Here is a 23,587-nt window from a genome sequence, read left to right on the forward strand (position 1 = left end):
TGTCGCATGACAGCCTCATTCTTTCAGGTTCCGCAGTCTTTCAATAACCGAATCCACTGACTCACCAATGTTATAGATTACTTTATTCAGCTTCTCTTTCCACTCAGGTGCACGCTCTTTAATGGTTTCCCCAATCTTCTTGGCATTTTCGTTCAGTTCTTTTCCTATTTCCTTCGCCTGGTCCTGGATTCCCCTGCCCGGGTTGGCTTCGCCCGCAAGACGGGCATTCACAGATACGACAGCAAAGGATGCTTCTGGCAGATATTGCACCGATGACCGCATGATTTCTTTAAAAATCGGCACGACATTCGAGGAGCTTGAGCTTGGAAGATAGTGCTCACGATCGGTTTGGTCATAGCCCAGCCAGATGGCTCCGACAAGATTAGGGGTATAACCGACCATCCATTGATCTTTAGTGCCGTTAACATCATTAAAGGGAAGCTGGGTGGAGCCCGTTTTTCCTGCAAGCTGAACCCCTGGAATATGAGCTTTTTGCCCCGTACCTGTTTCTACTACGTTTAGTAACATGGAAGTAATCTCGTCCGCAACCTTCTCCGACGTTACTTTAGTCGTTTTCGCTTCGTGCTCGGCAATGATATTTCCAGTCGGACCGACAATTTTTGTAATCAAATGACTGTCCTGCCGTTTGCCGCCATTTGGAAAGGCGGAAAACGCATTGGCCATTTGCAGCGGTGAGACCCCTTTGCTCATGCCCCCTAGTGCTATGGCAAGGTGTTCATCCCCTTTTTCCAAAGGAATCCCAAAGCGTTTTAACGAATCCAGTCCTTTGTTCAAGCCAATCTGATCCAACAGCCAAACCGCCGGAACATTTAATGAATCCTCCAAGGCCTTATACAGTGGTACTCGACCTTGGAAGGTTTTTGAGAAATTTTCCGGTTTATAGTTTCCAAATGAAACAGGTTCATCGACAAGTTCTGAATCATAAGTGTACCCTTCCTCAAGTGCAGGGGTATAGACGGCTAACGGCTTAATCGTTGAACCAGGCTGAGCTCTCAGTTGTGTCGCCCGGTTAAAACCCCGGAATACCTGCTCGCCGCGGCCGCCAACAAGGGCTCGGACACCGCCTGAAGCAGGGTCCAATAATACTGAGCCGCTTTGAACAATCTTTTCGCCTTTGCCCCTTGGGAATAATGATTTATTGGCATAAACTTTCTCCAGTCCTGTTTGGAGGTTTTGGTCAAGTTCGGTATAAATACGGTAACCCCTTGTTAATATTTCCTCCTGAGTCAGCCCGTACCTGGAGATGGCTTCATTCAGTACGGCATCGACATAATAAGGGTAGATTCGTTCCACGAAGGAACCGCCACCATCATACAGCCGGATTTTTTCTTTTTTTGCCTGTGCGTATTCCTCCTTGGAAATCATCCCGAGTTCCTTCATTTTCCCGAGTACGACATTCCTGCGCTCGATCGCTTTATCGTAATGTCGGTAAGGATTGTAATAATTCGGCGACTGCAACAGACCAGCCAGCATCGCAGCCTCACTAATGGAAACATCTTTAATATCTTTATTAAAATATTTTTTTGAGGCGTTCCCAATGCCCCAGGCACTGTTTCCGAAGAAAACCTGATTCAGATACATTTGCAGAATTTCATCTTTTTTATATACTTTTTCAATTTTAACAGCTAAAAATAATTCTTCCGCTTTTCGCTTATAGGTTTGTTCGGGTGATAATAAAGCGTTTTTGGTGAGTTGCTGTGTCAATGTACTTCCGCCGCCTGTAATCCGGCCAGCAAATAAATTGCTGAAGAAGGCACGGGCAATCCCTTTGATATCAAAGCCATTATGCTCATAAAACCGCTCATCTTCAATAGCGACGACAGCATTAGGTACATGTTTTGGCAGCTCTTCAATTTTGACGCCCTTTGTTCGATTGGTGGCAACATTCGTCGCTACCTTTTCAGTATGATCATAAATGATGGTAGGCTGGCTTAAGCCTTCCTTCAGTGATTGAACATTTGCCCTTGAGGCGAGCCAGCCAAAGTATGAAATCGTTGATAACACAACGACCAATCCCATTAATAACAGAATTTGTGTAAGATGTCTTCTTTTCCAGAAACGGACGATCATTTCCCAAAATGGGCGCAGCTTGTCCATAGTGATCTCCTAACCTTTAAAGGATTTTTGTTTTTTATATTATAAAGATTCTTATCAAAAAAGACCAACAAAAGCCTTTTTGTGACCATTTACGGATTATTGGGAAAAGTAAAATTTGAGAACCCATGATAATCGTGGACAACCATTTCCCTTACAAGCATATGTTAATAGAAAGGTAGATTAGCATTTTAGGAAGGGGATGGGACGATTGATCAACTGGAAGGTTCGCTTTCGTAACCGTAACTGGGTGATTGCCTTTATTTCGCAGATGTTTATCGTTGCGCAAATTGTCTTGGCCGGGTTGAATTCTTTAGGAATAACTGACTTTCAAATTTCGGAAGCGTTAGAGGATTGGGTGATTACCCTTGCCAATGCAGTCTTTGTCCTGTTGTCAATGCTCGGAATTGTTCAGGATCCTACGACCCGAGGATATGGTGATAGCCGACGGGCATTGCAATACAAAGAACCGAATTAGACTTATAAAGTCAGTTCCAACAGGAACTGGCTTTTCACATGTTCGATACTAAGAAGTTTGATAAAATAAAATTATAGAGCAGCAGAATGTCGGAATTCCTCACCAATTTTTAGAATAGGATGAAATATCCTTTTGGAAAAGAGGTTTTATAAAATGTGGTACTGGATTGCGGCATTTTTTGTGATATTAGTTGTGTTTGAGGAAGTAATCTATTATATCTTGAATCGTTATCTATTTGGTAAAAAGGTGCGTACGGACAGTAAATTGCGTGAGAGAATTATGCGCTGGATTAGAACTTGGAAATCGAAGAACGAGGAAGATATACGGCTGTAAAAACAAGACTCGCCTTCATCTACGACGGCGAGTTTTCATTTGCTTTTTTCCTCATTCTTTGAACAAATTTAATCACAGACTTAATCACATAATAACTAATAACCACTCCTAAAATGACATAGTTCGTTACCTCTGTTACTTTAAAAGGTTTTAGTTCTTTCCATAGGAGATCTGATAGTGGAAAACGCAGTGCTAAATCCATCAAAATGATGAGTGATAATGTGGCTGAAGTTAATATAAAAAAAACTAGTATTGTTTTCACTGCTTCCACCCTTTTAATCCACTTTTCTATATTGTTTCATTTCCTTCCTTTATTATGCAGTCCCCTGGTTAATCGACATATCCAGTTCCATGGATAAAACAAGTCTTTTTGGATAACATAACCATAATTAAAGCAAGTGAATAAACGGGGCTGAATTTGTGTGGCGAAACTATCCAACTTATTTAATAAAAAACAAAAATCAAAACAAAATGATAATCTTCGCCAAAAGCTGGATCCGTCTGCACCAAAAGAATTGGTGATTTGTCGGGATTATAAGGATAATATCAGCAGAATCAAAGAAGAAATGGGAAATAGTTCCGATTTGATCATTAGGGAACTGAAAATCGGTCCATACCCCGGGGCCCTTGTCTTTATTGACGGACTAGTTGATGGGAAGGGGATTAGTGATTTTCTGATTGAATCTATCATGAGTGCGGAATTACCTGATGACAATCCGGATTTTGATTTATTTCAATTTTTGTTGGACAATACCGTAGCCTTTGGTTCTGTAAAAACTATCAAAAATTGGAATGACCTTTATGATTCATTGTTATCTGGGTGTACGGTGATATTTTTAAATGGGTATAATAAAGCGATTAGTTGTGAGACAAGGGGCGGTGACAAACGCGCGATTTCAGAGCCGACCCAGCAGTTATCCATTCGCGGCCCAAAAGATTCCTTTACAGAGACGTTAAGGACTAATACCGCTTTAATCCGGAGGCGGATTAAAAGTCCTAACTTACAGGTTGAACCGATGAAGATTGGCACCGTAACCGGGACAGATGTGGCTATTCTTTATATTAAGGGCATCGCCAACGATAAAATTGTCAAAGAGGTCAGAGAACGGATCACTCGGATTAAGATCGATTCCATTATGGATTCAGGCTATTTGGAACAATTAATTGAAGATCAAACGTGGACGTCGTTTCCGACAACCTTTCATTCTGAAAGACCGGATGTCATTTCTTCTCAACTTCTCGAGGGGCGGGTAGCAATCGTTGTGGACGGGAGCCCGTTTGTTTTGAGTGTGCCGGCCATATTTGTTCAATTTTTTCAGGCACCTGATGATTATTATTCCCGGTTTGACCTTTCTACAAGCATCAGGTTATTAAGGATTTTGGCTTTTTTGATTGCATTGATTGGACCATCCCTATACATTGCAGCCACTACCTTTCACCAGGAGATGATTCCGACTACCCTTGCAATCGCCATTGCTGCGCAAAGGGAAAATGTGCCTTTTCCGGCATTTGTTGAGGCGTTGATGATGGAGATCGTCTTTGAAATATTGCGGGAAGCCGGTCTTCGTCTCCCGAGAGCTGTTGGACAAGCGGTTTCGATTGTAGGTGCATTAGTCATTGGACAGGCAGCTGTTGAGGCGAGCATTGTTTCCCCTGTCATGGTCATTGTCGTATCGATTACCGCGATAGCCAATTTTTCAACCCCGGTTTTTGCCATGGCCATATCGGCCAGACTGCTTCGCTTTGCCCTGATGATTTTGTCAGCCTTTATCGGCTTTTTCGGAATTATGATCGGCTTAATGATACTAACGATCCATTTGTGTTCTTTGCGGTCATTTGGTGTCCCATACATGATGCCATTAGCTCCATTCAATTGGGATGGTCAGCAGGATGTATTTATTCGCTTTCCTGTATGGGCAATGAAGAAACGGCCGAAGTTTATGAGCAAAGACAACCGGTTAAGAACCGGGACGAACCAGAAGCCTGAACCGCCAAAGGGGGATTCATCATGAAAAAAAGGATTGCAGCGGCACTGCTCACTTTAATGATCACTCCTGTGCTAGCAGGCTGCTGGAATCAGATGGAATTGACAGAATTGGCCTTTGTGCTGGCGATAGGAATCGATAAAGGAAAAAACGGAGACAAGTATGATGTTACGTTTCAAGTCGTGGTCCCATCCAATGTTGGTTCCGCCCAAAGTTCGGGTGGGGGTAAAGGGCCTCCTGTTGTTGTCTATAAAAGTTCAGGAAATACCTTGACGGAAGCCAGCAGAAGGGCTAAAAAAATGATTCCTCGAGTCCTTTACTTTGCGCATACGAATATCCTGATCATTGGCGAAGAGCTTGCCAAAGAAGGGATACTGGATATCATGGATGCCTTAGATCGGGACCCCGAACTACGGACAACTACTAACATGGTTATAGCGAAGAATGCCAGAGCGGAGGAAATGAATTCAGTCCTTACAAATTTGGATAAGCTTCCTGTCCTTAAATTTACGAAAACACTCGAAGCCACACAGCAAAGACTAGGCGAAAACTTTAAAATAAACATCGATGACGTCCTTTCGGGGATTGTCAGCCCAGGGAAAGAACCTGTGATCAGCGGTTTTTTCATTCAAGGGGAGGCAAATAAAGGGATATCCCAGGAAAATATTAATAAAACCAGACCTCCAACCATGGTAACCGCAGATGGGCTGGCGGTAATTAAAAATGGAAAATTGGCAGGCTGGCTGAATAATGAAAAAGCTCGTGGTGCGCTTTGGATGTTGAATAAAATGATAGGTACGTATGTCGATTTCAGCTTGAATGGAAAGAAAGATGCTGTAAGTGTTGCACCCTATTTAGCGGATACATCCATTTCGGTATCACTAAAGAATGGCAAGCCTGTTGCAACTGTTAACGTAAAAACCATCTTTAAGCTTAGTGAAATTAATACCAATTTTGACATTACCGACCCACTTAACACGGAAGTGCTCGAGAAAGCGGTCGCCAAACAAATCAAGCAAAGCATTGAATCGTCGATTCGGGAAGCTCAGAAACTAAAGGCTGATATATTCGGGATCGGTGAAAGACTGCATCGAAACAACCCTGAAAATTGGAAAAAAATGAAGAAAGATTGGAATAGCCACTTTGCGGAAATGGATTTTGAAATAAACGTCAGCACCTATTTCAGAGAGACTGGACTTCGAAATAATCCATTCTTTATGAATTTGGACAAATAACAAGTGGGGGATGGTCATGGAAAAAGCAAAAATCAGCGCTAAACAATTGTTTGTCGTTGTGGTCCTGTTTGAAATGGGCAGTGCCATCCTCGTCGGGTTGGCTAGCAGTGCAAAACAAGATGCATGGATAGCCATTTTACTAGGGATGGTCGGCGGGATCACGTTATTTCTCGTCTATCACCGTTTATTTGTGTTTTACCCTGACCTCCCGCTGACCAGTTATGTCCAGAAGATCGTTGGTAAATGGATGGGACGAATGCTGGCACTATTGTATATCGTGTATTTTATTTATATTGCGGGTCGTGTCCTGAGGGATTTTGGCGAGTTATTAACCGCTACCATCTATACCAACACACCGTTGATTTTTTTGATTACCATTTTAATGATTACCATTTCCTATGCAATACAAAAGGGATTTGAGGTGATTGCCAGGGTAGGGGAAATATTTTTTATTGTGGTATATTTAATGGCCATTGCCGGCTTTTTTCTGATCATTTTTTCAGGCCTGATCCATCTGGAGAATTTAAAACCGATGGTGGAAAACGGCTGGATGCCCATTATCAAAACCACATTGCGTGAAACGCTCAATTTTCCGTTCGGCGAGATGATTGTTTTCACCATGTTGCTGCCTTATTTAAACAAACCAGAGAAAGCAAGGGTGATGTGCATATCAGGCATGGTGTTGAGTGGCATTAATATTACTATTGCCTCTGTTATAAATGTTGCCACTCTTGGGGTCGATTTATTTGTCCGCGCTCCTTACCCATTGCTCGCCACGGTTAGCAAAATACAGCTGGCCCAATTTATTGAACGCCTTGATGTATTGTTTATGCTCTACTTAATGATTGCCGGTTTTATTAAAGTTGCCATCTTTTATTATGCAGCTGTGATTGGGACAGCAGATTTGTTTCATTTTAAGGATTATCGTAAATTAACCCTTCCTATTGGGACCATTGTGTTATTGGCGGCAATGTTCATGGCCCAAAACTATATGGAGCATATTAAAGAAGGGCTTGATGTGGTGCCCATTTTTTTGCACTGGCCGTTACAGATTATGATCCCTGTTCTTTTGCTGGTGATTGCCTATTTAAGAAAGAAGATAAGTCAAAAGCAGTCCCTGGCAGATGTATCGCAAACGGCTGATGGGGCAGATGCATAAAAAAACTGCCTAAAGGTATTATACTTTAGGCAGTTTTGTGATCGTTGTCTATTGGAATTTCTTGTGTCAGCGGCAGGCTGATGGAAACGGATGTCCCTTGATTTTTTTGACTGTTAAACTTGATCGTTCCCTTATGGGATTGAACAATTTTAAAGCTGACCGTCAATCCCAAACCAGTGCCTTTTTCCTTGGAAGAATAAAACGGTTCTCCGATTTTCTTTAACCTTTCATCGGAAATGCCGCAGCCATTGTCTTTAATCAAAATGGAGACTTGATCGTCTTCGTTCCTGTCCAAGACAATGGAAACCATACCGCCATTAATGGATGCTTCGATTGCATTTTTAATGATATTGATAAATAATTGCTTTAGTTGGTTCGGTTCACATTCAATAGGAAAATTTTCGTCAGGAAAATGTGATTCTATTCGTACATTATACAAGCTTGCTTCTGTCGATAATAAGGAAATAACATCATGTAATATTTTTTTTAGTTCAACAGTTGTAAATTTCACCAGCTGCGGTTTTGCCAGCAATAACAGCTCCCCAACAATGAAATTTATGCGATTTAACTCATCGTGCATAATTTGATAGTACATTTGGTGTTTGGGGTCTTCAACTTGCATTAGCTGCACAAAACCCTTTAAAGAGGTGAGCGGATTACGAATTTCATGAGCCACACTCGCAGCCAGTTCTCCGACAACCGACAGTTTTTCCGTCCTGCGCAGCCGTTCTTCCCGTTCCTCCAGTTGTTGCACCATGTCCCTTTTTTCCGTGATATCCCGTCCGATAACGACGAGCCCCTGTCTTGTACCATCCGGATTAAACAGCGGGACCTTTATGGTATCGAAAATTTTTGTTGACCCATCGTGAACAGGCAGAACCTCTTCAACTCGGGTAATTTTTTTATTTCTCCATGCCTCTTCATCGGTTACTTCACAGTTTATTAAGGCTTCACCATAAAAATTTGTATACTGTGCCAATTCTGAATCCTTTTTCCCGCGATAATCGATATGTTCAAGCTGAAACAATTTTAACCCAAATTCATTTGCTTCAATCCATCTGCCTTCTCCATCTTTGAAGTTGACAAAATCAACCATTGAATTGATTAAGGTAGAAAGTCGCTCTTGATCCTGTTTTGATTCATTTAATTCCTTGCTCTTGTTCATAAAGAAATAAAGAAATCCACCTGTAACAACAACATAAAATACTTCTTTCATCCTCTCCAGCTGCCAAACGAGGCCGGATGGGACAAAGTGATGAATCAAATAATTTGACGTGAAGATCCAAATTAAACTAGTAATAAAGTATAGAATAACCAGCCTTTTTTTTCTCATTCCGTACTCCTTTTCTTCAAGGAAGATCATTCAATTTAGATAGTTTCCTTCTATAATATATTACTAGACAATAGTTTATTAAGGAATAATATTTTTGGGAATTAGTATATTCTTTTTCCGAGAATCACGAGGTCCCTTTCAATATTATCCAATTCGGCCACACGTGGAAGATGAGCCCATTTTTCAAAGCCAAAGCTAGTAAAAAGGTTGATGCTTGGTTCGTTATGCGCAAAAATAAATCCGAGCAATGTTTTGATTTTCAGATTCCCGGAGGCATCGATTGCTTTTTGGATCAGATATTTCCCCAGTTTTTTGCCGCGGTAGTCAGGATGAATATAAATGCTGATTTCAGCGGTTGCATTATAGGCCGGCCGTCCATAAAACGATTGAAAACTAAGCCATGCGCAGATTTTCCCTTGGTCTTGGACTACCCATAACGGCCGAAAACCAGGAGTATGGTCATGAAACCAGCTCAGCCTGCTCTCTACGCTGACCGGTTCCGTATCGGCCGTAACCATTCTCCCGGAAATGGTTGTATTGTATATTTCAACGATTGCCGGCAAATCACTTAAACCGGCATCTCTTATTATATATTCTTCGAACATAATGTTTTCACTCCCAAGGGATAATAAATTTATAGTAAACCTTGAATTGGACTAAATCAATATAAGCTTTCGTAATAGGGAAAAACCTTTTCCCGGTATAATGTCCCCGAGAAAAGGTTTTTCGGTGTGAAAGCAGGGAACCTGCCTCCGGTTTACGTTTCTTCCGCCAATCACCCTACCAGCGGTGGGCCTTGGCATTGCTCCTTAAGATGATATAGGTTTGAGTGCCCCGAGTTTGGCCGTTTAACTGTGATTTCAGGTGTTTCGGCCTTGTCCAAGTATGGAGGAACTTTTCAGATTGTGCGTCAATTCCATCTCTGTAGCTCATCAAATCACCTCATCCTAGGATTTTGAAACGGATATTCGTTTAGGAATATCACAATTATCATTTGTCATGAGGCTGAAAAATAGTCAACATGGAAAAATTTATTTTTTTATCAAATTTAACTTGTATTTTCTGAAATTTCCAAATAGAATAAAATTACATACCAACCGGTAGGTATGTTTTGGAAAATCTAACATATTATTAATAGCAGCAAAATACTAGATTACCAGAAAAAATGAGGGAGTGAATGAAATGCATTTGCGTCTAACGGATGAACAAAAAATGGTGCAGCAGACAATTAGAAAGTTTGTTGAAAAAGAGCTAATGCCGCTCGAAAATGATGTGTTAAGAAATGAGCGGGAAGGAAAGCCTAGCCTGCCTGCCGGAAAATTAAAAGAACTCCAGTTAAAGGCAAAGGAAGCAGGTTTCTGGGGGATCAATACGCCGGAAGAGTACGGTGGCACCGATCTTGGCCAGATGATGATGGCACTCGTTTATATGGAAGTATCTAAAACGTTTGTTCCGTTTACCTTCGGCGGTTCAGCGGACAATATCCTTTATTATGGCAATGAAGAACAGAAGAAAAAATACCTCATTCCAACCATCAATGGCGAAAAGAAATCCTGTTTTGCGATGACTGAACCAGGTGCCGGTTCCGATACACAAAACATTAAGATGACTGCCGTGAAGGATGGAAATGAATGGGTATTAAACGGCGAAAAAACCTTCATTACAGGTGGAAATGAAGCCGATTTCGTCATGGCAATTGCCATTACTGACAAAGAAATGCATCAAAAAACAAAAGGCCGCGAAGGGGTAACCTGTTTCATCGTTGACCGTGATATGGGCTGGAAATCAGAGTATATACATACGATGGGCGAATGGGGGCCAGCCGGCTTGGTATTTGATAATGTACGCGTCCCTGAGGAAAATATTCTCGGTGAATTGCACAAAGGCTATAATCTTGGCCTTGAATGGATTGGCTTTGCTAGATGGATTGTCGGAGCAAGAGCTGTTGGTACGGCAGAACGCCTTCTGCAAATGGCGATTGATTACGCCAAAGAGCGAGTGACGTTCGGAAAACCTATTGCTGAGCGCCAGGCGATTCAATGGATGATTGCCGATAGTGCCGTGGACATTGAAGCAGCCAGATGGCTTGTACTAAACGCTGCTTGGACGTTAGACCAAGGCGAAGATAACCGTCACTTGGCTTCAATGGCTAAATTGTACGGGGCAAACATGGGGAATCGTGTTGTTGACAAGGTACTGCAAATTCATGGCGGAATGGGCTATACACGAGAATTGCCGATTGAGCGCTGGTACCGTGAAGCACGGCTTTGGAGAATTTACGATGGTACAGATGAAATTCAAAGAATGATCATTTCTCGTAACCTGATCAAAGGTCATGTGAAAATAGGTCAATATATTTAAAGGTTATTTTGAAAGCGTTATCTAATATAACTACTTGATAATATTTTTGAGGAGGAATACAGGGATGGCAGGAAGATTTGAAGGAAGAGTGGCATTTGTTACCGGGGGAAGCCGCGGAATCGGCAAAGGCATCGTCGAGCTTTTTGCGGAAGAAGGGGCAAAGGTTGCGCTGATTGACTTAAATGAAGAGGCATTAAGCGAAACCGCAAGTGAATTAAAAGAAAAAGGCTATGAAGTGTACGCAAAGGTCGCCAATGTTGTTGACCCTGAGCAAGTAGAGGCTGCCGTAAAAGAGGCTCATGATGCCTTTGGCCGGATTGATATTCTTGTCAATAATGCCGGAGTGATCCGTGATAATTTATTGTTCAAAATGACAGATGCCGATTGGCAGACAGTCATGGATGTGCATTTAAAAGGTTCCTTTAATGCCGCCCGTGCAGCCCAAAAATATATGGTTGAGCAAAAGTATGGCCGGATCATCAATATATCCTCCACCTCGGCACTTGGCAATCGCGGCCAAGCCAACTATGCAGCCGCAAAAGCAGGCTTGCAGGGCTTTACAAAAACGCTTGCTATTGAATTGGGCCGTTACGGCATCACCGCAAACTCAGTGGCTCCTGGATTTATCGAAACGGATATGACCAAGGCCACCGCAGAGCGAATCGGGGTTTCTTTTGAACAGATGATTCAAGCAAGTGTCGCGAGCATTCCGGTTGGCAGAAGCGGCAAGCCAGCTGATATTGCCAACGCTGTCGCATTCTTTGCCGATGAAAAGTCTTCGTTCGTTAATGGCCAAGTTATTTATGTTGCCGGCGGACCTAAGTGTTAATAATTAGGAGGTGAATCAAATTGTTCAAAGATCAAATTGGCAAGCAATCTGAAAAAGTAAAAAACGTGGTGGAACGCGGTGCGGTCAAGAAATTTGCCGAAGCCATCGGCGACCTTCATCCGATTTATTTTGACGAAGATACCGGACGGCTTTCCCGCTATGGAAAGAATATCGCCCCACCAACGTTCCCAAGGGTGTTCGATTACGGTGTGATTGAAGGCTTGCATCTGCCGAACAAGGGCTTGATTCATGGGGAGCAGTCCTTCCACTATGTTCGTCCGCTGTATGTTGGCGAGGAGGTTTATTGCTATTCCCAAGTGAAAAATTATTTTGAGAAAAAAGGGAATTTCGGAGAAATGGGCTTTTTGGTCGTTGAAAATGTCGGTGTTGATGGTGAAGGAAACACGATCTTCACCTCCAGTTCAACAGTCGTGATTTCTGAAGCGGTAAGGAAGGTGTTAACAAAATGAGTTCTCTTGCAGTATTACAGACAGGCGAATCGGTTCAGGAAATTCAGTTAGCGCCAGTTTCCAGACTGGACCTAATCAAATATGCCGGTGCGTCGGGCGACTTTAATCCGATTCATACCATTGATGAGGAAGCAGCCAAGGCCGGCCTGCCAGGAATCATTGCCCATGGCATGTGGACAATGGGGAATCTTGCCAAGTTGTTCACCGAGTATTATGAGGAAGGCTTCGTTAAAGATTATACAATCCGTTTTAGAGGAATGGTCTTTTTAAATGATGTCGTTACCCTTAAGGCCACATTGATCGAAAAACAAGGAAATGACCTCCGCTTTGATGTCCGCGCCGTGAACCAAAATGAGAAGGATGTTTTAAAAGGCGAGGTAGTGTACCAACTTTACTAACATGACTGACAGCTGAATTCGCAAGGCAAAACCCGGCACGATAGAAGGACCTCCCTCTTAATGCTGGGTTTCTTACTATAACCTGAATCTAGGGGATGATGGTATGACGGTCAAAATGAAATTGAGTTATAAGCCGCCTGTTTTTGCGTCTGTTGAAGAGGAACGGCTGCATTTAAAACAAAAGCTCGCTGCTGCGTTCCGCCTGTTTTCCAAATTTGGCTTTGATGAAGGTGTTGCTGGACATATCACGGCCCGCGACCCGGAACATAAGGACCATTTCTGGGTAAATCCCTTCGGTATGCATTTTAGCTTAATCAAAGCCTCGGATTTAATTTTATGTAACCATGACGGGGTAGTCGTGGAAGGGAATTATCCTGTCAACCGAGCAGCATTTGCGATTCACTCGCAAGTCCATCAGGCCCGTCCGGATATTATTGCCGCTGCCCATGCACATTCGGTTTACGGGAAAACATGGTCGTCACTTGGCCGCCTGCTCGACCCAATCACCCAGGATGCCTGCGCATTTTATCAGGACCATTCCCTTTACGATGACTTTAACGGCGTGGTCAAGGATATTGAGGAAGGCCGGCGCATCGGCGAGGCCTTAGCAGACAATAAAGCTTGCATTCTAAGGAACCATGGCTTGTTGACCGTCGGCAAATCTGTCGATGAGGCGGCTTGGTGGTTCATTACAATGGAGCGTTCTTGCCAGGCCCAATTGGTGGCGGAAGGGGTGGGTAAGCCGGTCATCATCGGTGACGAAGATGCCAAGGCCACCTATTACACAGTCGGAACCTCCGACGCCGGCTGGTTCCAATTCCAGCCATTGTGGAACCGGATCGTTAAGGAACAGCCAGATCTATTGGATTAAAATATTGGTCCGAAAGGCTGTAAGTAAGTTTTTCGGACCAACTACATATTACCTGGAGGAACGCAACATGAAAATAGGTGTAGCCGGAACTGGCGCGGTCGGCGGATATTACGGCGGCTTTTTAAAAAGAGCCGGCAATGAAGTGATTTTTTTTGCAAGGGGAACCAATTTGCGCCGTATGCAGGAAAAAGGATTAACAATCGAGGCAGGCGAGGATTCCTTCACCGTAACCGAACAATTCACAGACCGATATCAGGACTTTTCTGATGTTGACCTGCTGATATTTGCCGTCAAGGCAACCGCAACTGCAGAAGTCGCAGCCAATCTGCATCCATTTTTAAAGGAAACGTGCTTGGTCTTGACCCTGCAAAATGGCGTTGATAATGAAGAGATTCTTGCTGAAGTGTTTGGAAAAGACCGCGTGTTATCAGCGGCTGCTTATATTTCTGCCCACATCACGGCCGCTGGTGTCGTTAAGCAAATCGGCTATCCGCCAAAGCTTGTGATTGGAGCTCTCGACAGCAGTATGACCACTAAAGCTGCGGAGATTGCCGAATTGTTAAATGCTGCCGAAATCGAGGCCTTTCCAACCCGTGATATCTTAAAAATCAAATGGAAAAAGCTGATCTGGAATGTCACGTTTAATCCATTAACGGCCTTGATGGAAGTGAAGGTGGGCGCGATCTACGAGGATGAAGGTTTGAAAAGGACAGCAGTGGAAATTTGCCAGGAAGCGATAGCAGTCGCTAATGCAGCCGGAATTGAGCTTGATGATGATTACGATGAAACCATCATGGCACAAGGGAAAATGGCAAAGGATCATCACACCTCAATGCTGCAGGATAAGCAGAAAAGCAAACCGCTTGAACTGGAATCTATATGCGGGTACATCGTGAAAAAGGGTAACGCGTTAAAAGTTGAAACACCTGTCCTTGAAACCGTCTATCATCTATTAAACTATCAAACAAGGTAATGGAGAGGTGATAAGTTTGCAAATACGACAAGACCGCCCTTGGCTCGGGCATTATCCACCGTCAATCAATCTTGATTTTGAAATCCCGGAAAAAAACTTATATTCCCTTTTGGATGTTGCCGCAAAAAAATATCCTGAACACACTGCGATTATTTTTGAAAATGAAAAAATCAACTACTTACAGCTGAAAAACATGGTCGACAGGCTTGCGGGAGCATGGAAGCAGCTAGGTGCGGCAAAAGGAGAGCGCCTTGGCTTAATGGTGTCCAATCACCCGCTATATGTCGTCTCCTATTACGCGTCCTTGAAGCTTGGCCTGATGATTGTACAAATCAACCCGCACTATACCGTGAGAGAGCTGCTGGAAATTTTCAATGATGCTACGGTGACCTATTTGGTCACAGAGCCTGAATGTCTTGAAAAAGTGGCCCAAGTCGAGGATTACTCTTTTAAAGAAATATTTGTAACGGCTAATGGAACCGGATATCCAGGTTTGCCGGAATTAATCGAAAGAAGCGTTCCTTTGGCTCAAAACTGCCCGATTGAGGCGCAGAGGGATATTGCAGTCATTCAATATACCGGCGGCACAACCGGGAAAAAGAAAGGTGCAATGCTTACCCACTATAATTTAATCGCCAATGTCATACAAAGCAAGGCGCTTTACGGAGAACGCATGCTAACAGGTGCAGAAACCATTCTAACTGCCACCCCGCTTTACCATGTTTACGGGATGACAAGCGGCATGAATCTCAGTATTTACATTGGGGCTGCGAATCTGTTGGTCAACAAGTTTGAGGTGGAAAAGATCCTAAAGCAGATTGAAACATATCGGCCGACTCTCTTCCCGGGTGTCCCAAAAATGTATCACGCTTTCGCCCATTATCCGGACATTGAAAGCTACGATTTAACTTGTTTTAAAATGTGCACAAGCGGCTCGGCCCCCCTGCCGATCGAGATTATGAAGAAGTTCGAGCATTTAACCGGTGTCACTGTCGGTGAAGGCTACGGTCTGTCAGAAACCTCGCCCACGACCCACCGTAACCCGCCTGATGGCGTGTCAAAAATTGGCAGCATCGGGATTCCGCTCCCACAAACCGATTGCCGAATTGTCGATGATAATGGCGAGGATGTACCGGAAAGAGCGGTCGGGGAATTACTGCTCAAAGGTCCGCAGGTGATGCTTGGCTATTGGAATAAGCCGGAAGAGACGCAGAATGCCCTTCGTGATGGCTGGTTCTATACCGGTGATCTCGCAACGATGGACGAGGAAGGGTATTTCTATATTGTCGGCCGGAAAAAGGAAATGATTCTTGTTGGCGGTTTTAATGTCTATCCCCAAGAGGTGGAGGGTGTTTTATATGAACATTCGGCTGTACTGGAGGCCGCAGTTGTCGGAATCCCCGATAAGGAAATCGGAGAAATAGTTACTGCTTATATCGTTCCCAAACCGGGCATCAGTATTGATTTTGACGATTTGCGGGAGCACTGCTACCGGCATTTGACCCGATACAAAGTACCAAAGAAATTTGAGGTTCGTGATACGCTGCCAAGGAATTCAGTCGGAAAACTATTAAAGCGGATATTGGTGGAAGAAGCAACGAATAAGACAAAGGCATAATTGGGGGAATCCAGTAATGAACTTCGAATTAGATGAAGATATTCTTTTTTTAAAAAAGAATGTAAGAGAATTTATCCAAACAGAAGTCGAAGCTGTGGCGATACAAATTGAAGAAGACAACCAAATCCCACAACGAGTTATTAATCTGTCGAAGGAAATGGGCCTGTTCGGGTTAAGCATTCCTGAAGAATATGGCGGGCTTGGGATTGGCATGGTCGGAAAATGTGCGCTGTATGAGGAAATCGGCCAAACCCATAATGGCTACACGACGCTGATCGGCGCCCACACTGGAATCGGCAGCGTTGGAATTGTTGAAATGGGGAATGAACAACAAAAAAGAAAGTACCTGCCAGAGATGGCAAGCGGAGAGAAAATTGGCGCCTTTGCCTTGACCGAGCCTGAAGCGGGATCCAATGCCGCCAATTTAAAAACGACTGCGGTCAGAAAAGGCGACAAGTATATCCTAAACGGTCTGAAGCACTACATTACCAATGCCACCGAGGCAAGTGTGTTTACCGTCATGGCGGTCACGGACCCTGAAAAAGGGGCCAAAGGGATCACTTCGTTCATTGTTGAAAAAGATTTTCCCGGCTTCAAGGTGGGGGCAATTGAGAAAAAGATGGGCCTACGCGGTTCGCATTCGGCAGAATTGATTTTTGAAGATTGCGAGGTTCCTGTAGAAAATGTCCTCGGGACAGAAGGCCAGGGCTATGTCAATGCGTTAAAAATTTTGGCCAATGGCCGGGCAGGCTTGGCGTCTCGTAATCTGGGGTCCTGCCAGAAGCTGCTTGATATGTCAACAAGGTATGCGATGGAACGAATCCAGTTTGGCAAGCCGATTATCAAAAACCAGGCAGTCAGCCATATGCTGGCGGAAATGGCCGTGGAAATTGAAGCACTACGTTCATTTACTTATCGTGTCGCCTGGATGGTTGACCAAGGCATGAAAGTGATCAAGGAAGCGGCGATGCTGAAGCTTTACGGCTCTGAGGTTTATAACCGGGTTGCTGATAAAGCCGTGCAGGTCCACGGGGGAATTGGCTATATTGCCGATTATCCGATTGAGCGTTTCTATCGTGATGCCAGGATTACGAGAATTTATGAGGGTACCTCCGAGATTCAGAAGAACATCATTGCTGCCCAGCTGGAAAAAGAATATAGCTAAAAAGGAGGGGTTACATGGGAAACGATATTGTCATTTTAAGTGCAGTCCGTACACCTGTTGGAAGATATGGCGGAGCTTTAAAGAGCGTTAATTCCGGCCAATTAGGCGCAGTAGCTATTAAAGAGGCAATTAACCGAGCTGGAATTACCCCTGAACAAGTAGATGAAGTGGTATTGGGAGAAGTAAGGCAATCAACTGAATCCTCTAATGTCGCCAGGGTAGCGGCTTTAAGGGCAGGGGTCCCGGAAAGTGTTCCGGCGTTTACAATCAATCGCTTGTGTGCATCGGGAATGCAGGCGATCGCATCTGCCGCCCAGCAAATCGCTTTTGGTCAAGCGGAGATCGTCGTCGCAGGCGGAACAGAAAGCATGAGCAATGCCCCTATTTATTTGAGAAACTCCCGTTTTGGCGGCGACAATCCCAAACTGGTCGATTCCAATACCGAGGCTGGACAGCAGCCGCAAGAGATTTACGGCAGCGGACTTGGCATGGGCATCACCGCTGAAAACGTCGCTGAACGGTTTGCAATTTCCCGCGAAGACCAGGATGCATTTGCATTAGAAAGCCAGCGCCGTGCTGCAGCCGCAATCAGTGAGGGGCGCTTTGTAGATGAGATTGTGCCAGTCGAGATCAAAGGAAAGAAAGGTTCCGTTGTCTTTGCTGTGGATGAACATCCAAGACCCGAAACGACAAGGGAGGCGTTGGCCAGACTAAGACCCGTTTTTAAAGAGAACGGAACGGTTACCGCCGGGAACGCTTGCGGCCGAAATGACGGCGCCTGCGCCATGGTTTTAACAACTGGACAGCATGCTGAAAAATTAGGGTTGAAGCCATTGGCAAGAATCGTTGATTGGGCCAGTGTCGGCGTTTCGCCAGAGATCATGGGTATTGGACCGGTTCCGGCGGTGAAAAAACTGCTCCAACGCACTGGGCTGTCTTTGGATGACATTGGTTTAATCGAACTCAATGAGGCGTTTGCTTCACAAGCGCTCGCTGTCATTCGCGAGCTGAAGCTGGATCCGGACCGTGTCAATGTAAACGGCGGGGCGATTGCGTTAGGGCATCCGCTTGGTGCCACTGGGGCAAAAATCATGACAACGTTGATTTACGAAATGATTCGCCGCGGGGAAAAGCGGGGAATTGCCACGCTATGTGTCGGCGGAGGCCAGGGCATGGCAATCATGGTTGAATCAATAGATAACTAGAAAGGAATTTTCTTGTGAGAACGCCGGAAACGAAATCGACTTTTTTTGAGTACATGGGATTTAACAGCACCATCACTGATAAATTTGAATTGGCATTGCCGTTGCAGGAGCACTTGCTCCAGGAGGATGGCACGATTCATCCGGGCGTATTTTCCACGATGCTCGATATTACGATGGGTGCAACCGTCTCGTTCGCAACAAACTCGTTTGCGGCGACCATTAACCTGAATTGTTCATTTTTAGACCTTCTGCCAAAAGAAGCCTATCATGCTGAAACAAACATTTTAAAAGAAGAAGGAAAATATGTCACGGCAGAAGGGATGATTTACGATCAGAATCGCGGCTTGGTTGCAAAAGGAATCGGCACCTTTAAGACAACAACTAGAAAAGACATAGAGGAGGGAGGGGATTGTTAAAATTGCAATCAGAGTTTCAGCAAAGGCTTGAAAATAATCCATTTTTTAAACATATTGGATTTGAATTCTTCCAGGAGGAAGGCAGCGAAATTGTGCTGAAGCTTCCGCTAAAACAAGACTTGTTAAATACAAATAAAACGCTTCATGGCGGTGTCCATGCCTCTATGCTTGACGCCGTCCAGACCGTGGTTTTGCGCAACCTGTACCGTTGTAGCGTTTCTGCATTGAACTTGGACGTACACTATTTCGCCCCATCCGTGACCGGCAACCTGTTTGCTCGGGCAAAGGTGCTTCAACAGGGGTATAAGCTGGCAACAGTGGAAGCGGAAATAACCGATGAACAGCAGCAGCTCATTGCCAAGGGAACGGGAGTTTATAAAATTGCCAGATAAATAGTATTGGTCACAACAAAACTGTGCCGTGGCAGAAAATGTATAAAACTTTTTGAAATAATAGTACACTGCTATAGCTTTGACAAGGATTATTGGCTAGGGGTTAATGGGTAAGCTTGCAGTCTAGTAAATAAAATATGTTTCTACTATATTTTATGAAAAAAATGACGAAAAATGGATGTTGAATATTCGAAAAATTTCTAATATTATAGGGTTATCCACATACTAACTAGTTAGTATGTTAAACCCAAAGAGGAGTGGTATAGGATGAATTTTAGTTATACCGATAAGGTAGTGGAATTACAAAAAAAGCTGACTGACTTTATGGAAGAGTATGTATATCCGAATGAACAAGTTTATCATGACCAAATTGATAAAAATGATCCGTTTTCATCGGTTCCGCCGATTATGGAAGAATTAAAGGAAAAAGCCAAACAGGCAGGGTTGTGGAATTTATTCTTGCCTGAAAGCGAGTATGGTGCCGGTTTGACGAACCTGGAATATGCGCCGCTTTGTGAAATCATGGGCCGGTCCTCGATTGCTCCAGAAGTATTTAACTGTGCAGCACCGGATACCGGGAATATGGAGGTCCTTGTTCGCTATGGTAAGGAAGAGCATAAGGAAAAATGGCTGAAGCCGCTCCTTAATGGTGAGATTCGTTCCTGCTTCTCGATGACTGAGCCGGATGTTGCTTCCTCGGATGCTACCAATATTCAAGCAAGCATTATCCGCGATGGCGATGAGTATGTCATCAATGGCACGAAATGGTGGTCATCAGGGGCTGGAGATCCGCGCTGTAAAATTGCGATTGTGATGGGGAAAAACGACCCGGATGCTCCGACATATGAACAGCAATCGATGATTCTCGTTCCGCTGGATGCCCCTGGGGTAACGATTAAAAGAATATTGCCGGTATTTGGCTATGACCACGCTCCACACGGTCATGCCGAGATTGAATATAAGGATGTCCGGGTTCCGGCTTCCAACATGCTTTGGGACGAAGGAAAGGGATTTGCGATTGCTCAGGGACGTCTAGGACCAGGCCGTATTCACCACTGCATGAGGACGATCGGTGCTGCCGAGCGGGCGCTTGAGCTGCTGTGCAAGCGGGTTCAGGAACGGTCGGCATTCGGAAAAAAATTGGCAGAGCAAGGCGTTATTCAGGAATGGATTGCTGAAGCAAGAATTGACATTGAACAGGCGCGTTTGTTGACTTTGAAGGCCGCCTACATGATGGATACCGTTGGCAATAAGGAAGCAAAAGGCGAAATTGCCATGATTAAAGTGGTTGCCCCTAATATGGCGTTAAAAATCATCGACCGGGCCATTCAAGCGTTTGGAGCCGCAGGCGTCAGTGAGGATACACCGCTTGCCGCAAGCTGGGCCAATATCCGCACGCTCCGTTTGGCCGATGGTCCGGATGAAGTCCACAAGCGGGCGATTGCCAGATACGAATTGAAAAAATACCGTTAACGATCGTTTAGGAGGATTAGAGGATGCATATTAAACAACTGTTTGATTTGACTGGGAAGGTTGCGATTGTAACCGGCGGCGGCCGCGGTTTGGGCCAACAAATTGCCGAAGGCTTTGCCGAGTCAGGCGCCCATGTCGTAGTTTGTTCACGTAAATTGGAGGCTTGCCAAGAAGTAAGTGAAGAATTGAAAAAACTAGGCGTCGAAAGCCTTGCCTTAAAATGTGATGTGGCCAAACCGGAAGATGTCCGGAATGTGGTAGAGAAGACAATAGAGAAGTTTGGGCGGATTGATATTCTAGTCAACAACAGCGGAGCCTCCTGGGGAGCTCCTGCTGAAGAAATGCCGCTAGAGGCCTGGCAAAAGGTGATGAACGTTAACGTTACGGGGACGTTTTTAATGTCACAAGCGGTTGGCCGTGTGATGATTGAGCAAAAGGCCGGCAAGATTATCAACATTGCCTCTGTTGCCGGGTTGAAGGGGTCGAATCCAAAGTACATGAATGCGATTGGCTACAACGCCAGCAAGGGTGCCGTGGTCACTTTCACAAAGGATTTGGCGGTGAAATGGGGCCAGCATGGTATTTATGTTAACGCAATTGCACCAGGCTTTTTCCCGACAAAAATGTCCAAGGGCTTGCTTGACCAGGGTGGCCAGGCCATTTTGGAGGGAACGCCACTGCGCAAGTTTGGTTCGGATACCGACATCAAGGGGGTTGCCGTATTCTTGGCTTCACCTGCATCGGATTTTGTAACTGGGGATATTGTCGTCGTTGATGGCGGCGCGCATGCGATGTAATTTTTAAATTTCAGGGAGGAATGAAATTGAGTAATAGAGATGCAGTCATCGTTTCTGCAGTCAGAACGGCAATAGGCAGGCAAGGGGGCGCACTGGCAAGTGTTCCGGCCCATGTCTTTGGCGCAGAAGTGATCAAAGAAGCAGTAAAAAGGGCGCAGATTGCACCTGAAATGATAGATGACGTTATTTTTGGAAATGTATTATCAGGCGGAGGCAATATTGCCAGATTAACAGCATTACAGACCGGATTATCATTGGATATATCGGGAGTTACGGTTGACCGGCAATGCGGTTCCGGGATTAATGCAGTAAATCTGGCGGCTCAGGCGATTCGCGCCGGAGATGGGGATATCTTTGTTGCTGGCGGAGTGGAAAGCATGAGCCGGGCTCCATATTTGATGGAGCGCCCGGAAAAGGCTTATAGTGCAGCACCGCCAAGCTTTAAAAAGTCGCAGCTGTCACCAAAGGAAATCGGCGACCCGCCAATGGGCATCACCGCTGAAAACCTGGTAAAAAAATACAATATTTCCAGAGAAGAGCAGGACGAATTTGCCTTGAGAAGCCAGCAGCGTATGGCAGCTGCCATGGAGGAAGGCCGCTACGATGAGCAAATCGTGCCAATAGCCATTCCGGTCAGAAAAGGAGAGCCGATTGTCTTCAAGACAGATGAGCACCCTAGACCGCAAACAACATTGGAAGCATTGGCCAAGCTGCCGCCGGCTTTCTTGCAAGGCGGTACCGTAACTGCGGGAAGCAGCTCAGGATTAAATGATGCTGCATCGGCCCTTGTCATTATGTCTAGAGAAAAAGCAGAGGAATTGAATCTGACGCCGCTTGCAGTAGTCCGTCATTATGCTGTTGCTGGTGTAGACCCTAATATCATGGGAATCGGACCAGTTCCAGCAGTACGAAAAGTAATGGAGAAATCGGGGCTGTCATTAAAGGACATGGACATAATTGAGATTAACGAAGCCTTCGCGGCCCAAGTAATCGCCTGCAACCGCGAGCTTGAGATGGACATGGACAAAGTAAACGTTAATGGCGGAGCCATCGCTCACGGACACCCGCTCGGAGCAACCGGCGCCATCCTGATGACCAAAGCCTGCTACGAACTAAAACGCAGCGGCGGAAGATACGCACTTATCACCGCCTGCATCGGTGGCGGCCAAGGAATCGCAACAATCATCGAACGCGAATAACCAAGAACATCATCGTGGTGCCTGGGGCGCAAGAGCAAGATTTCCACTATTTAATAGGTAGGAAGGTGAGTATTGGTGTCAGGCACCAATAGCTGACTTCGCCTCATTTAAATAGTGGAACAACAGGAAATGGTGTCAGGCACCGCGATGGTTTAGGCTGAAAGGAATCGTCCTATGAAGCAGAAATTAATGGATGCGGGTATCCTGCTTTTTGATCAGAATGGGTTTAAGTCAACTTCGATTCAGGATATTGTCCAGATGATGGGTGTGACGAAGGGGACTTTTTATTATTACTTCAACAGCAAGGAGGAGTTGTTGAAGGAAATTCATTTGCAGTATATAGAGGGGCTGATCAAGCGGCAGGAGGAAATCTTATCAAATCCTGATTATGATTTTGTCAGAAAGTTGTATGAAATTATTTATATGCTTATTCACAAAATTAGAAATGATCTTTCTAGTGCCCGAATTTTCACAAGGGAAATGCGACACATAAGTGAAAAAAACGTGATTGAGATTAAGAAAAAACGCAGGCAGTTTCGCCTGAACCTACAAACATTTATTGAAGAGGCAATTGAACACGGAGACATAAAACAAGGCCTGCGACCCGATATTCTAACGATGGGAATTCTGGGCATCACCAATTGGAGTTACTACTGGTTTAATCCAAATGGTGAAGTGTCAGAAGATAAAGTGGCAGGGATCTTCCTTGATTTAATGTTAAACGGAATATCCCGAAATGACAGCGTTTACACTCGGGCTAAAGCAGATGCCTAGCAATCTAA

25 protein-coding genes are annotated in these 23,587 nt (G+C 44.6%); 20 read left to right on the forward strand and 5 right to left on the reverse strand.

Going from position 1 to position 23,587, the window contains the following annotated elements; genetic code table 11:
- Positions 1–15: 15 nt before the first annotated feature.
- Positions 16–2,118 (reverse strand): transglycosylase domain-containing protein, encoded by a 2,103-nt coding sequence (locus tag M3234_RS05015; protein ID WP_262303654.1) that lies wholly within the window; start codon positions 2,116–2,118, stop codon positions 16–18.
- Between the two features lie 208 nt (positions 2,119–2,326).
- Here M3234_RS05015 and M3234_RS05020 point away from each other — a divergent pair, with 208 nt between their 5' ends.
- Positions 2,327–2,593, forward strand: coding sequence for a phage holin (locus M3234_RS05020; RefSeq protein ID WP_262303655.1), 267 nt, complete (start codon positions 2,327–2,329; stop codon positions 2,591–2,593).
- Between the two features lie 153 nt (positions 2,594–2,746).
- A complete protein-coding gene (locus M3234_RS05025; protein ID WP_262303656.1) occupies positions 2,747–2,926 on the forward strand; it encodes a hypothetical protein in 180 nt (59 codons plus the stop codon).
- A gap of 19 nt (positions 2,927–2,945) precedes the next feature.
- Here M3234_RS05025 and M3234_RS05030 read toward each other — a convergent pair whose 3' ends face one another.
- Complete coding sequence (locus M3234_RS05030; RefSeq protein WP_262303657.1) at positions 2,946–3,197, reverse strand: YczF family membrane protein; 252 nt, start codon at positions 3,195–3,197, stop codon at positions 2,946–2,948.
- 151 nt (positions 3,198–3,348) lie between these two features.
- Here M3234_RS05030 and M3234_RS05035 point away from each other — a divergent pair, with 151 nt between their 5' ends.
- Genes M3234_RS05035 through M3234_RS05045 form a run of 3 tightly spaced genes read left to right on the forward strand, consistent with a single transcriptional unit; the run spans position 3,349 to position 7,305 of the window.
- The gene (locus M3234_RS05035) at positions 3,349–4,938 is read left to right on the forward strand and encodes a spore germination protein (protein WP_262303658.1); all 1,590 of its coding nucleotides are present in this window, start codon (positions 3,349–3,351) and stop codon (positions 4,936–4,938) included.
- Positions 4,935–6,146, forward strand: coding sequence for a Ger(x)C family spore germination protein (locus tag M3234_RS05040; RefSeq protein ID WP_262303659.1), 1,212 nt, complete (start codon positions 4,935–4,937; stop codon positions 6,144–6,146). Before M3234_RS05035 ends, M3234_RS05040 begins: the two co-directional genes overlap by 4 nt.
- 16 nt (positions 6,147–6,162) lie before the next feature.
- Positions 6,163–7,305 (forward strand): GerAB/ArcD/ProY family transporter, encoded by a 1,143-nt coding sequence (locus M3234_RS05045; RefSeq protein ID WP_262303660.1) that lies wholly within the window; start codon positions 6,163–6,165, stop codon positions 7,303–7,305.
- Positions 7,306–7,330: 25 nt separating this feature from the next.
- Here the strand turns inward: M3234_RS05045 and M3234_RS05050 are convergent, their stop codons facing one another.
- From M3234_RS05050 to M3234_RS05060, 3 genes are all read right to left on the reverse strand, one after another.
- Positions 7,331–8,638 carry an ATP-binding protein gene (locus tag M3234_RS05050; RefSeq protein WP_262303661.1) on the reverse strand — a complete coding sequence of 436 codons (1,308 nt, stop codon included), beginning with the start codon at positions 8,636–8,638 and terminating at the stop codon, positions 7,331–7,333.
- 101 nt (positions 8,639–8,739) lie between these two features.
- The gene (locus M3234_RS05055; RefSeq protein WP_262303662.1) at positions 8,740–9,243 is read right to left on the reverse strand and encodes a GNAT family N-acetyltransferase; all 504 of its coding nucleotides are present in this window, start codon (positions 9,241–9,243) and stop codon (positions 8,740–8,742) included.
- A 175-nt stretch (positions 9,244–9,418) separates the two neighbouring features.
- Entirely contained in the window at positions 9,419–9,571 is a 153-nt protein-coding gene (locus M3234_RS05060; RefSeq protein WP_262303663.1) for a YpzG family protein, read from the reverse strand.
- Between the two features lie 249 nt (positions 9,572–9,820).
- Here M3234_RS05060 and M3234_RS05065 point away from each other — a divergent pair, with 249 nt between their 5' ends.
- The 15 genes from M3234_RS05065 to M3234_RS05135 all read left to right on the forward strand — a co-directional run bounded on the left by M3234_RS05065 (position 9,821) and on the right by M3234_RS05135 (position 23,579).
- Complete coding sequence (locus M3234_RS05065; RefSeq protein WP_262303664.1) at positions 9,821–10,999, forward strand: acyl-CoA dehydrogenase family protein; 1,179 nt, start codon at positions 9,821–9,823, stop codon at positions 10,997–10,999.
- Between the two features lie 64 nt (positions 11,000–11,063).
- On the forward strand, positions 11,064–11,828 hold the full coding sequence (locus M3234_RS05070; protein ID WP_262303665.1) for a beta-ketoacyl-ACP reductase: 765 nt from the start codon (positions 11,064–11,066) through the stop codon (positions 11,826–11,828).
- A gap of 20 nt (positions 11,829–11,848) precedes the next feature.
- Entirely contained in the window at positions 11,849–12,298 is a 450-nt protein-coding gene (locus tag M3234_RS05075) for a MaoC family dehydratase N-terminal domain-containing protein (protein WP_262303666.1), read from the forward strand.
- A complete protein-coding gene (locus M3234_RS05080) occupies positions 12,295–12,696 on the forward strand; it encodes a MaoC/PaaZ C-terminal domain-containing protein (protein WP_262303667.1) in 402 nt (133 codons plus the stop codon). Before M3234_RS05075 ends, M3234_RS05080 begins: the two co-directional genes overlap by 4 nt.
- A gap of 103 nt (positions 12,697–12,799) precedes the next feature.
- Positions 12,800–13,567 (forward strand): class II aldolase/adducin family protein, encoded by a 768-nt coding sequence (locus M3234_RS05085; protein ID WP_262303668.1) that lies wholly within the window; start codon positions 12,800–12,802, stop codon positions 13,565–13,567.
- 67 nt (positions 13,568–13,634) lie between these two features.
- Complete coding sequence (locus M3234_RS05090; RefSeq protein WP_262303669.1) at positions 13,635–14,540, forward strand: ketopantoate reductase family protein; 906 nt, start codon at positions 13,635–13,637, stop codon at positions 14,538–14,540.
- A gap of 16 nt (positions 14,541–14,556) precedes the next feature.
- Positions 14,557–16,158: a long-chain-fatty-acid--CoA ligase gene (locus tag M3234_RS05095; protein WP_262303670.1), complete on the forward strand. Its 1,602-nt coding sequence runs from the start codon at positions 14,557–14,559 to the stop codon at positions 16,156–16,158.
- A 16-nt stretch (positions 16,159–16,174) separates the two neighbouring features.
- Positions 16,175–17,323 carry an acyl-CoA dehydrogenase family protein gene (locus tag M3234_RS05100; RefSeq protein ID WP_262303671.1) on the forward strand — a complete coding sequence of 383 codons (1,149 nt, stop codon included), beginning with the start codon at positions 16,175–16,177 and terminating at the stop codon, positions 17,321–17,323.
- Between the two features lie 14 nt (positions 17,324–17,337).
- A complete protein-coding gene (locus tag M3234_RS05105; RefSeq protein WP_262303672.1) occupies positions 17,338–18,528 on the forward strand; it encodes a thiolase family protein in 1,191 nt (396 codons plus the stop codon).
- A gap of 14 nt (positions 18,529–18,542) precedes the next feature.
- Positions 18,543–18,944 carry a PaaI family thioesterase gene (locus M3234_RS05110; RefSeq protein ID WP_262303673.1) on the forward strand — a complete coding sequence of 134 codons (402 nt, stop codon included), beginning with the start codon at positions 18,543–18,545 and terminating at the stop codon, positions 18,942–18,944.
- The gene (locus M3234_RS05115; RefSeq protein ID WP_262303674.1) at positions 18,938–19,336 is read left to right on the forward strand and encodes a PaaI family thioesterase; all 399 of its coding nucleotides are present in this window, start codon (positions 18,938–18,940) and stop codon (positions 19,334–19,336) included. Before M3234_RS05110 ends, M3234_RS05115 begins: the two co-directional genes overlap by 7 nt.
- A 267-nt stretch (positions 19,337–19,603) precedes the next feature.
- Positions 19,604–20,809, forward strand: a complete 1,206-nt coding sequence (locus tag M3234_RS05120) for an acyl-CoA dehydrogenase (protein WP_262303675.1) — start codon at positions 19,604–19,606, stop codon at positions 20,807–20,809.
- Between the two features lie 23 nt (positions 20,810–20,832).
- Positions 20,833–21,606, forward strand: coding sequence for an SDR family oxidoreductase (locus tag M3234_RS05125; protein ID WP_262303676.1), 774 nt, complete (start codon positions 20,833–20,835; stop codon positions 21,604–21,606).
- A gap of 20 nt (positions 21,607–21,626) precedes the next feature.
- A complete protein-coding gene (locus M3234_RS05130; protein WP_262303677.1) occupies positions 21,627–22,805 on the forward strand; it encodes a thiolase family protein in 1,179 nt (392 codons plus the stop codon).
- Between the two features lie 174 nt (positions 22,806–22,979).
- Positions 22,980–23,579, forward strand: coding sequence for a TetR/AcrR family transcriptional regulator (locus M3234_RS05135; RefSeq protein WP_262303678.1), 600 nt, complete (start codon positions 22,980–22,982; stop codon positions 23,577–23,579).
- Positions 23,580–23,587 lie beyond the last annotated feature (8 nt).

It is taken from the genome of Neobacillus niacini (genome assembly GCF_023715785.1).
GTDB lineage: Bacteria > Bacillota > Bacilli > Bacillales > Cytobacillaceae > Neobacillus > Neobacillus niacini_E.

Coding starts and splice junctions, on each gene's coding strand:
- M3234_RS05015 (WP_262303654.1), bottom strand. CDS start 2,118: ATGGACAAGCTGCGCCCATTTTGGGAAATGATCGTCCGTTTCTGGAAA.
- M3234_RS05025 (WP_262303656.1), top strand. CDS start 2,747: ATGTGGTACTGGATTGCGGCATTTTTTGTGATATTAGTTGTGTTTGAG.
- M3234_RS05040 (WP_262303659.1), top strand. CDS start 4,935: ATGAAAAAAAGGATTGCAGCGGCACTGCTCACTTTAATGATCACTCCT.
- M3234_RS05045 (WP_262303660.1), top strand. CDS start 6,163: ATGGAAAAAGCAAAAATCAGCGCTAAACAATTGTTTGTCGTTGTGGTC.
- M3234_RS05050 (WP_262303661.1), bottom strand. CDS start 8,638: ATGAGAAAAAAAAGGCTGGTTATTCTATACTTTATTACTAGTTTAATT.
- M3234_RS05055 (WP_262303662.1), bottom strand. CDS start 9,243: ATGTTCGAAGAATATATAATAAGAGATGCCGGTTTAAGTGATTTGCCG.
- M3234_RS05060 (WP_262303663.1), bottom strand. CDS start 9,571: ATGAGCTACAGAGATGGAATTGACGCACAATCTGAAAAGTTCCTCCAT.
- M3234_RS05065 (WP_262303664.1), top strand. CDS start 9,821: ATGCATTTGCGTCTAACGGATGAACAAAAAATGGTGCAGCAGACAATT.
- M3234_RS05070 (WP_262303665.1), top strand. CDS start 11,064: ATGGCAGGAAGATTTGAAGGAAGAGTGGCATTTGTTACCGGGGGAAGC.
- M3234_RS05080 (WP_262303667.1), top strand. CDS start 12,295: ATGAGTTCTCTTGCAGTATTACAGACAGGCGAATCGGTTCAGGAAATT.
- M3234_RS05085 (WP_262303668.1), top strand. CDS start 12,800: ATGACGGTCAAAATGAAATTGAGTTATAAGCCGCCTGTTTTTGCGTCT.
- M3234_RS05090 (WP_262303669.1), top strand. CDS start 13,635: ATGAAAATAGGTGTAGCCGGAACTGGCGCGGTCGGCGGATATTACGGC.
- M3234_RS05100 (WP_262303671.1), top strand. CDS start 16,175: ATGAACTTCGAATTAGATGAAGATATTCTTTTTTTAAAAAAGAATGTA.
- M3234_RS05105 (WP_262303672.1), top strand. CDS start 17,338: ATGGGAAACGATATTGTCATTTTAAGTGCAGTCCGTACACCTGTTGGA.
- M3234_RS05120 (WP_262303675.1), top strand. CDS start 19,604: ATGAATTTTAGTTATACCGATAAGGTAGTGGAATTACAAAAAAAGCTG.
- M3234_RS05125 (WP_262303676.1), top strand. CDS start 20,833: ATGCATATTAAACAACTGTTTGATTTGACTGGGAAGGTTGCGATTGTA.
- M3234_RS05130 (WP_262303677.1), top strand. CDS start 21,627: ATGAAATTGAGTAATAGAGATGCAGTCATCGTTTCTGCAGTCAGAACG.
- M3234_RS05135 (WP_262303678.1), top strand. CDS start 22,980: ATGAAGCAGAAATTAATGGATGCGGGTATCCTGCTTTTTGATCAGAAT.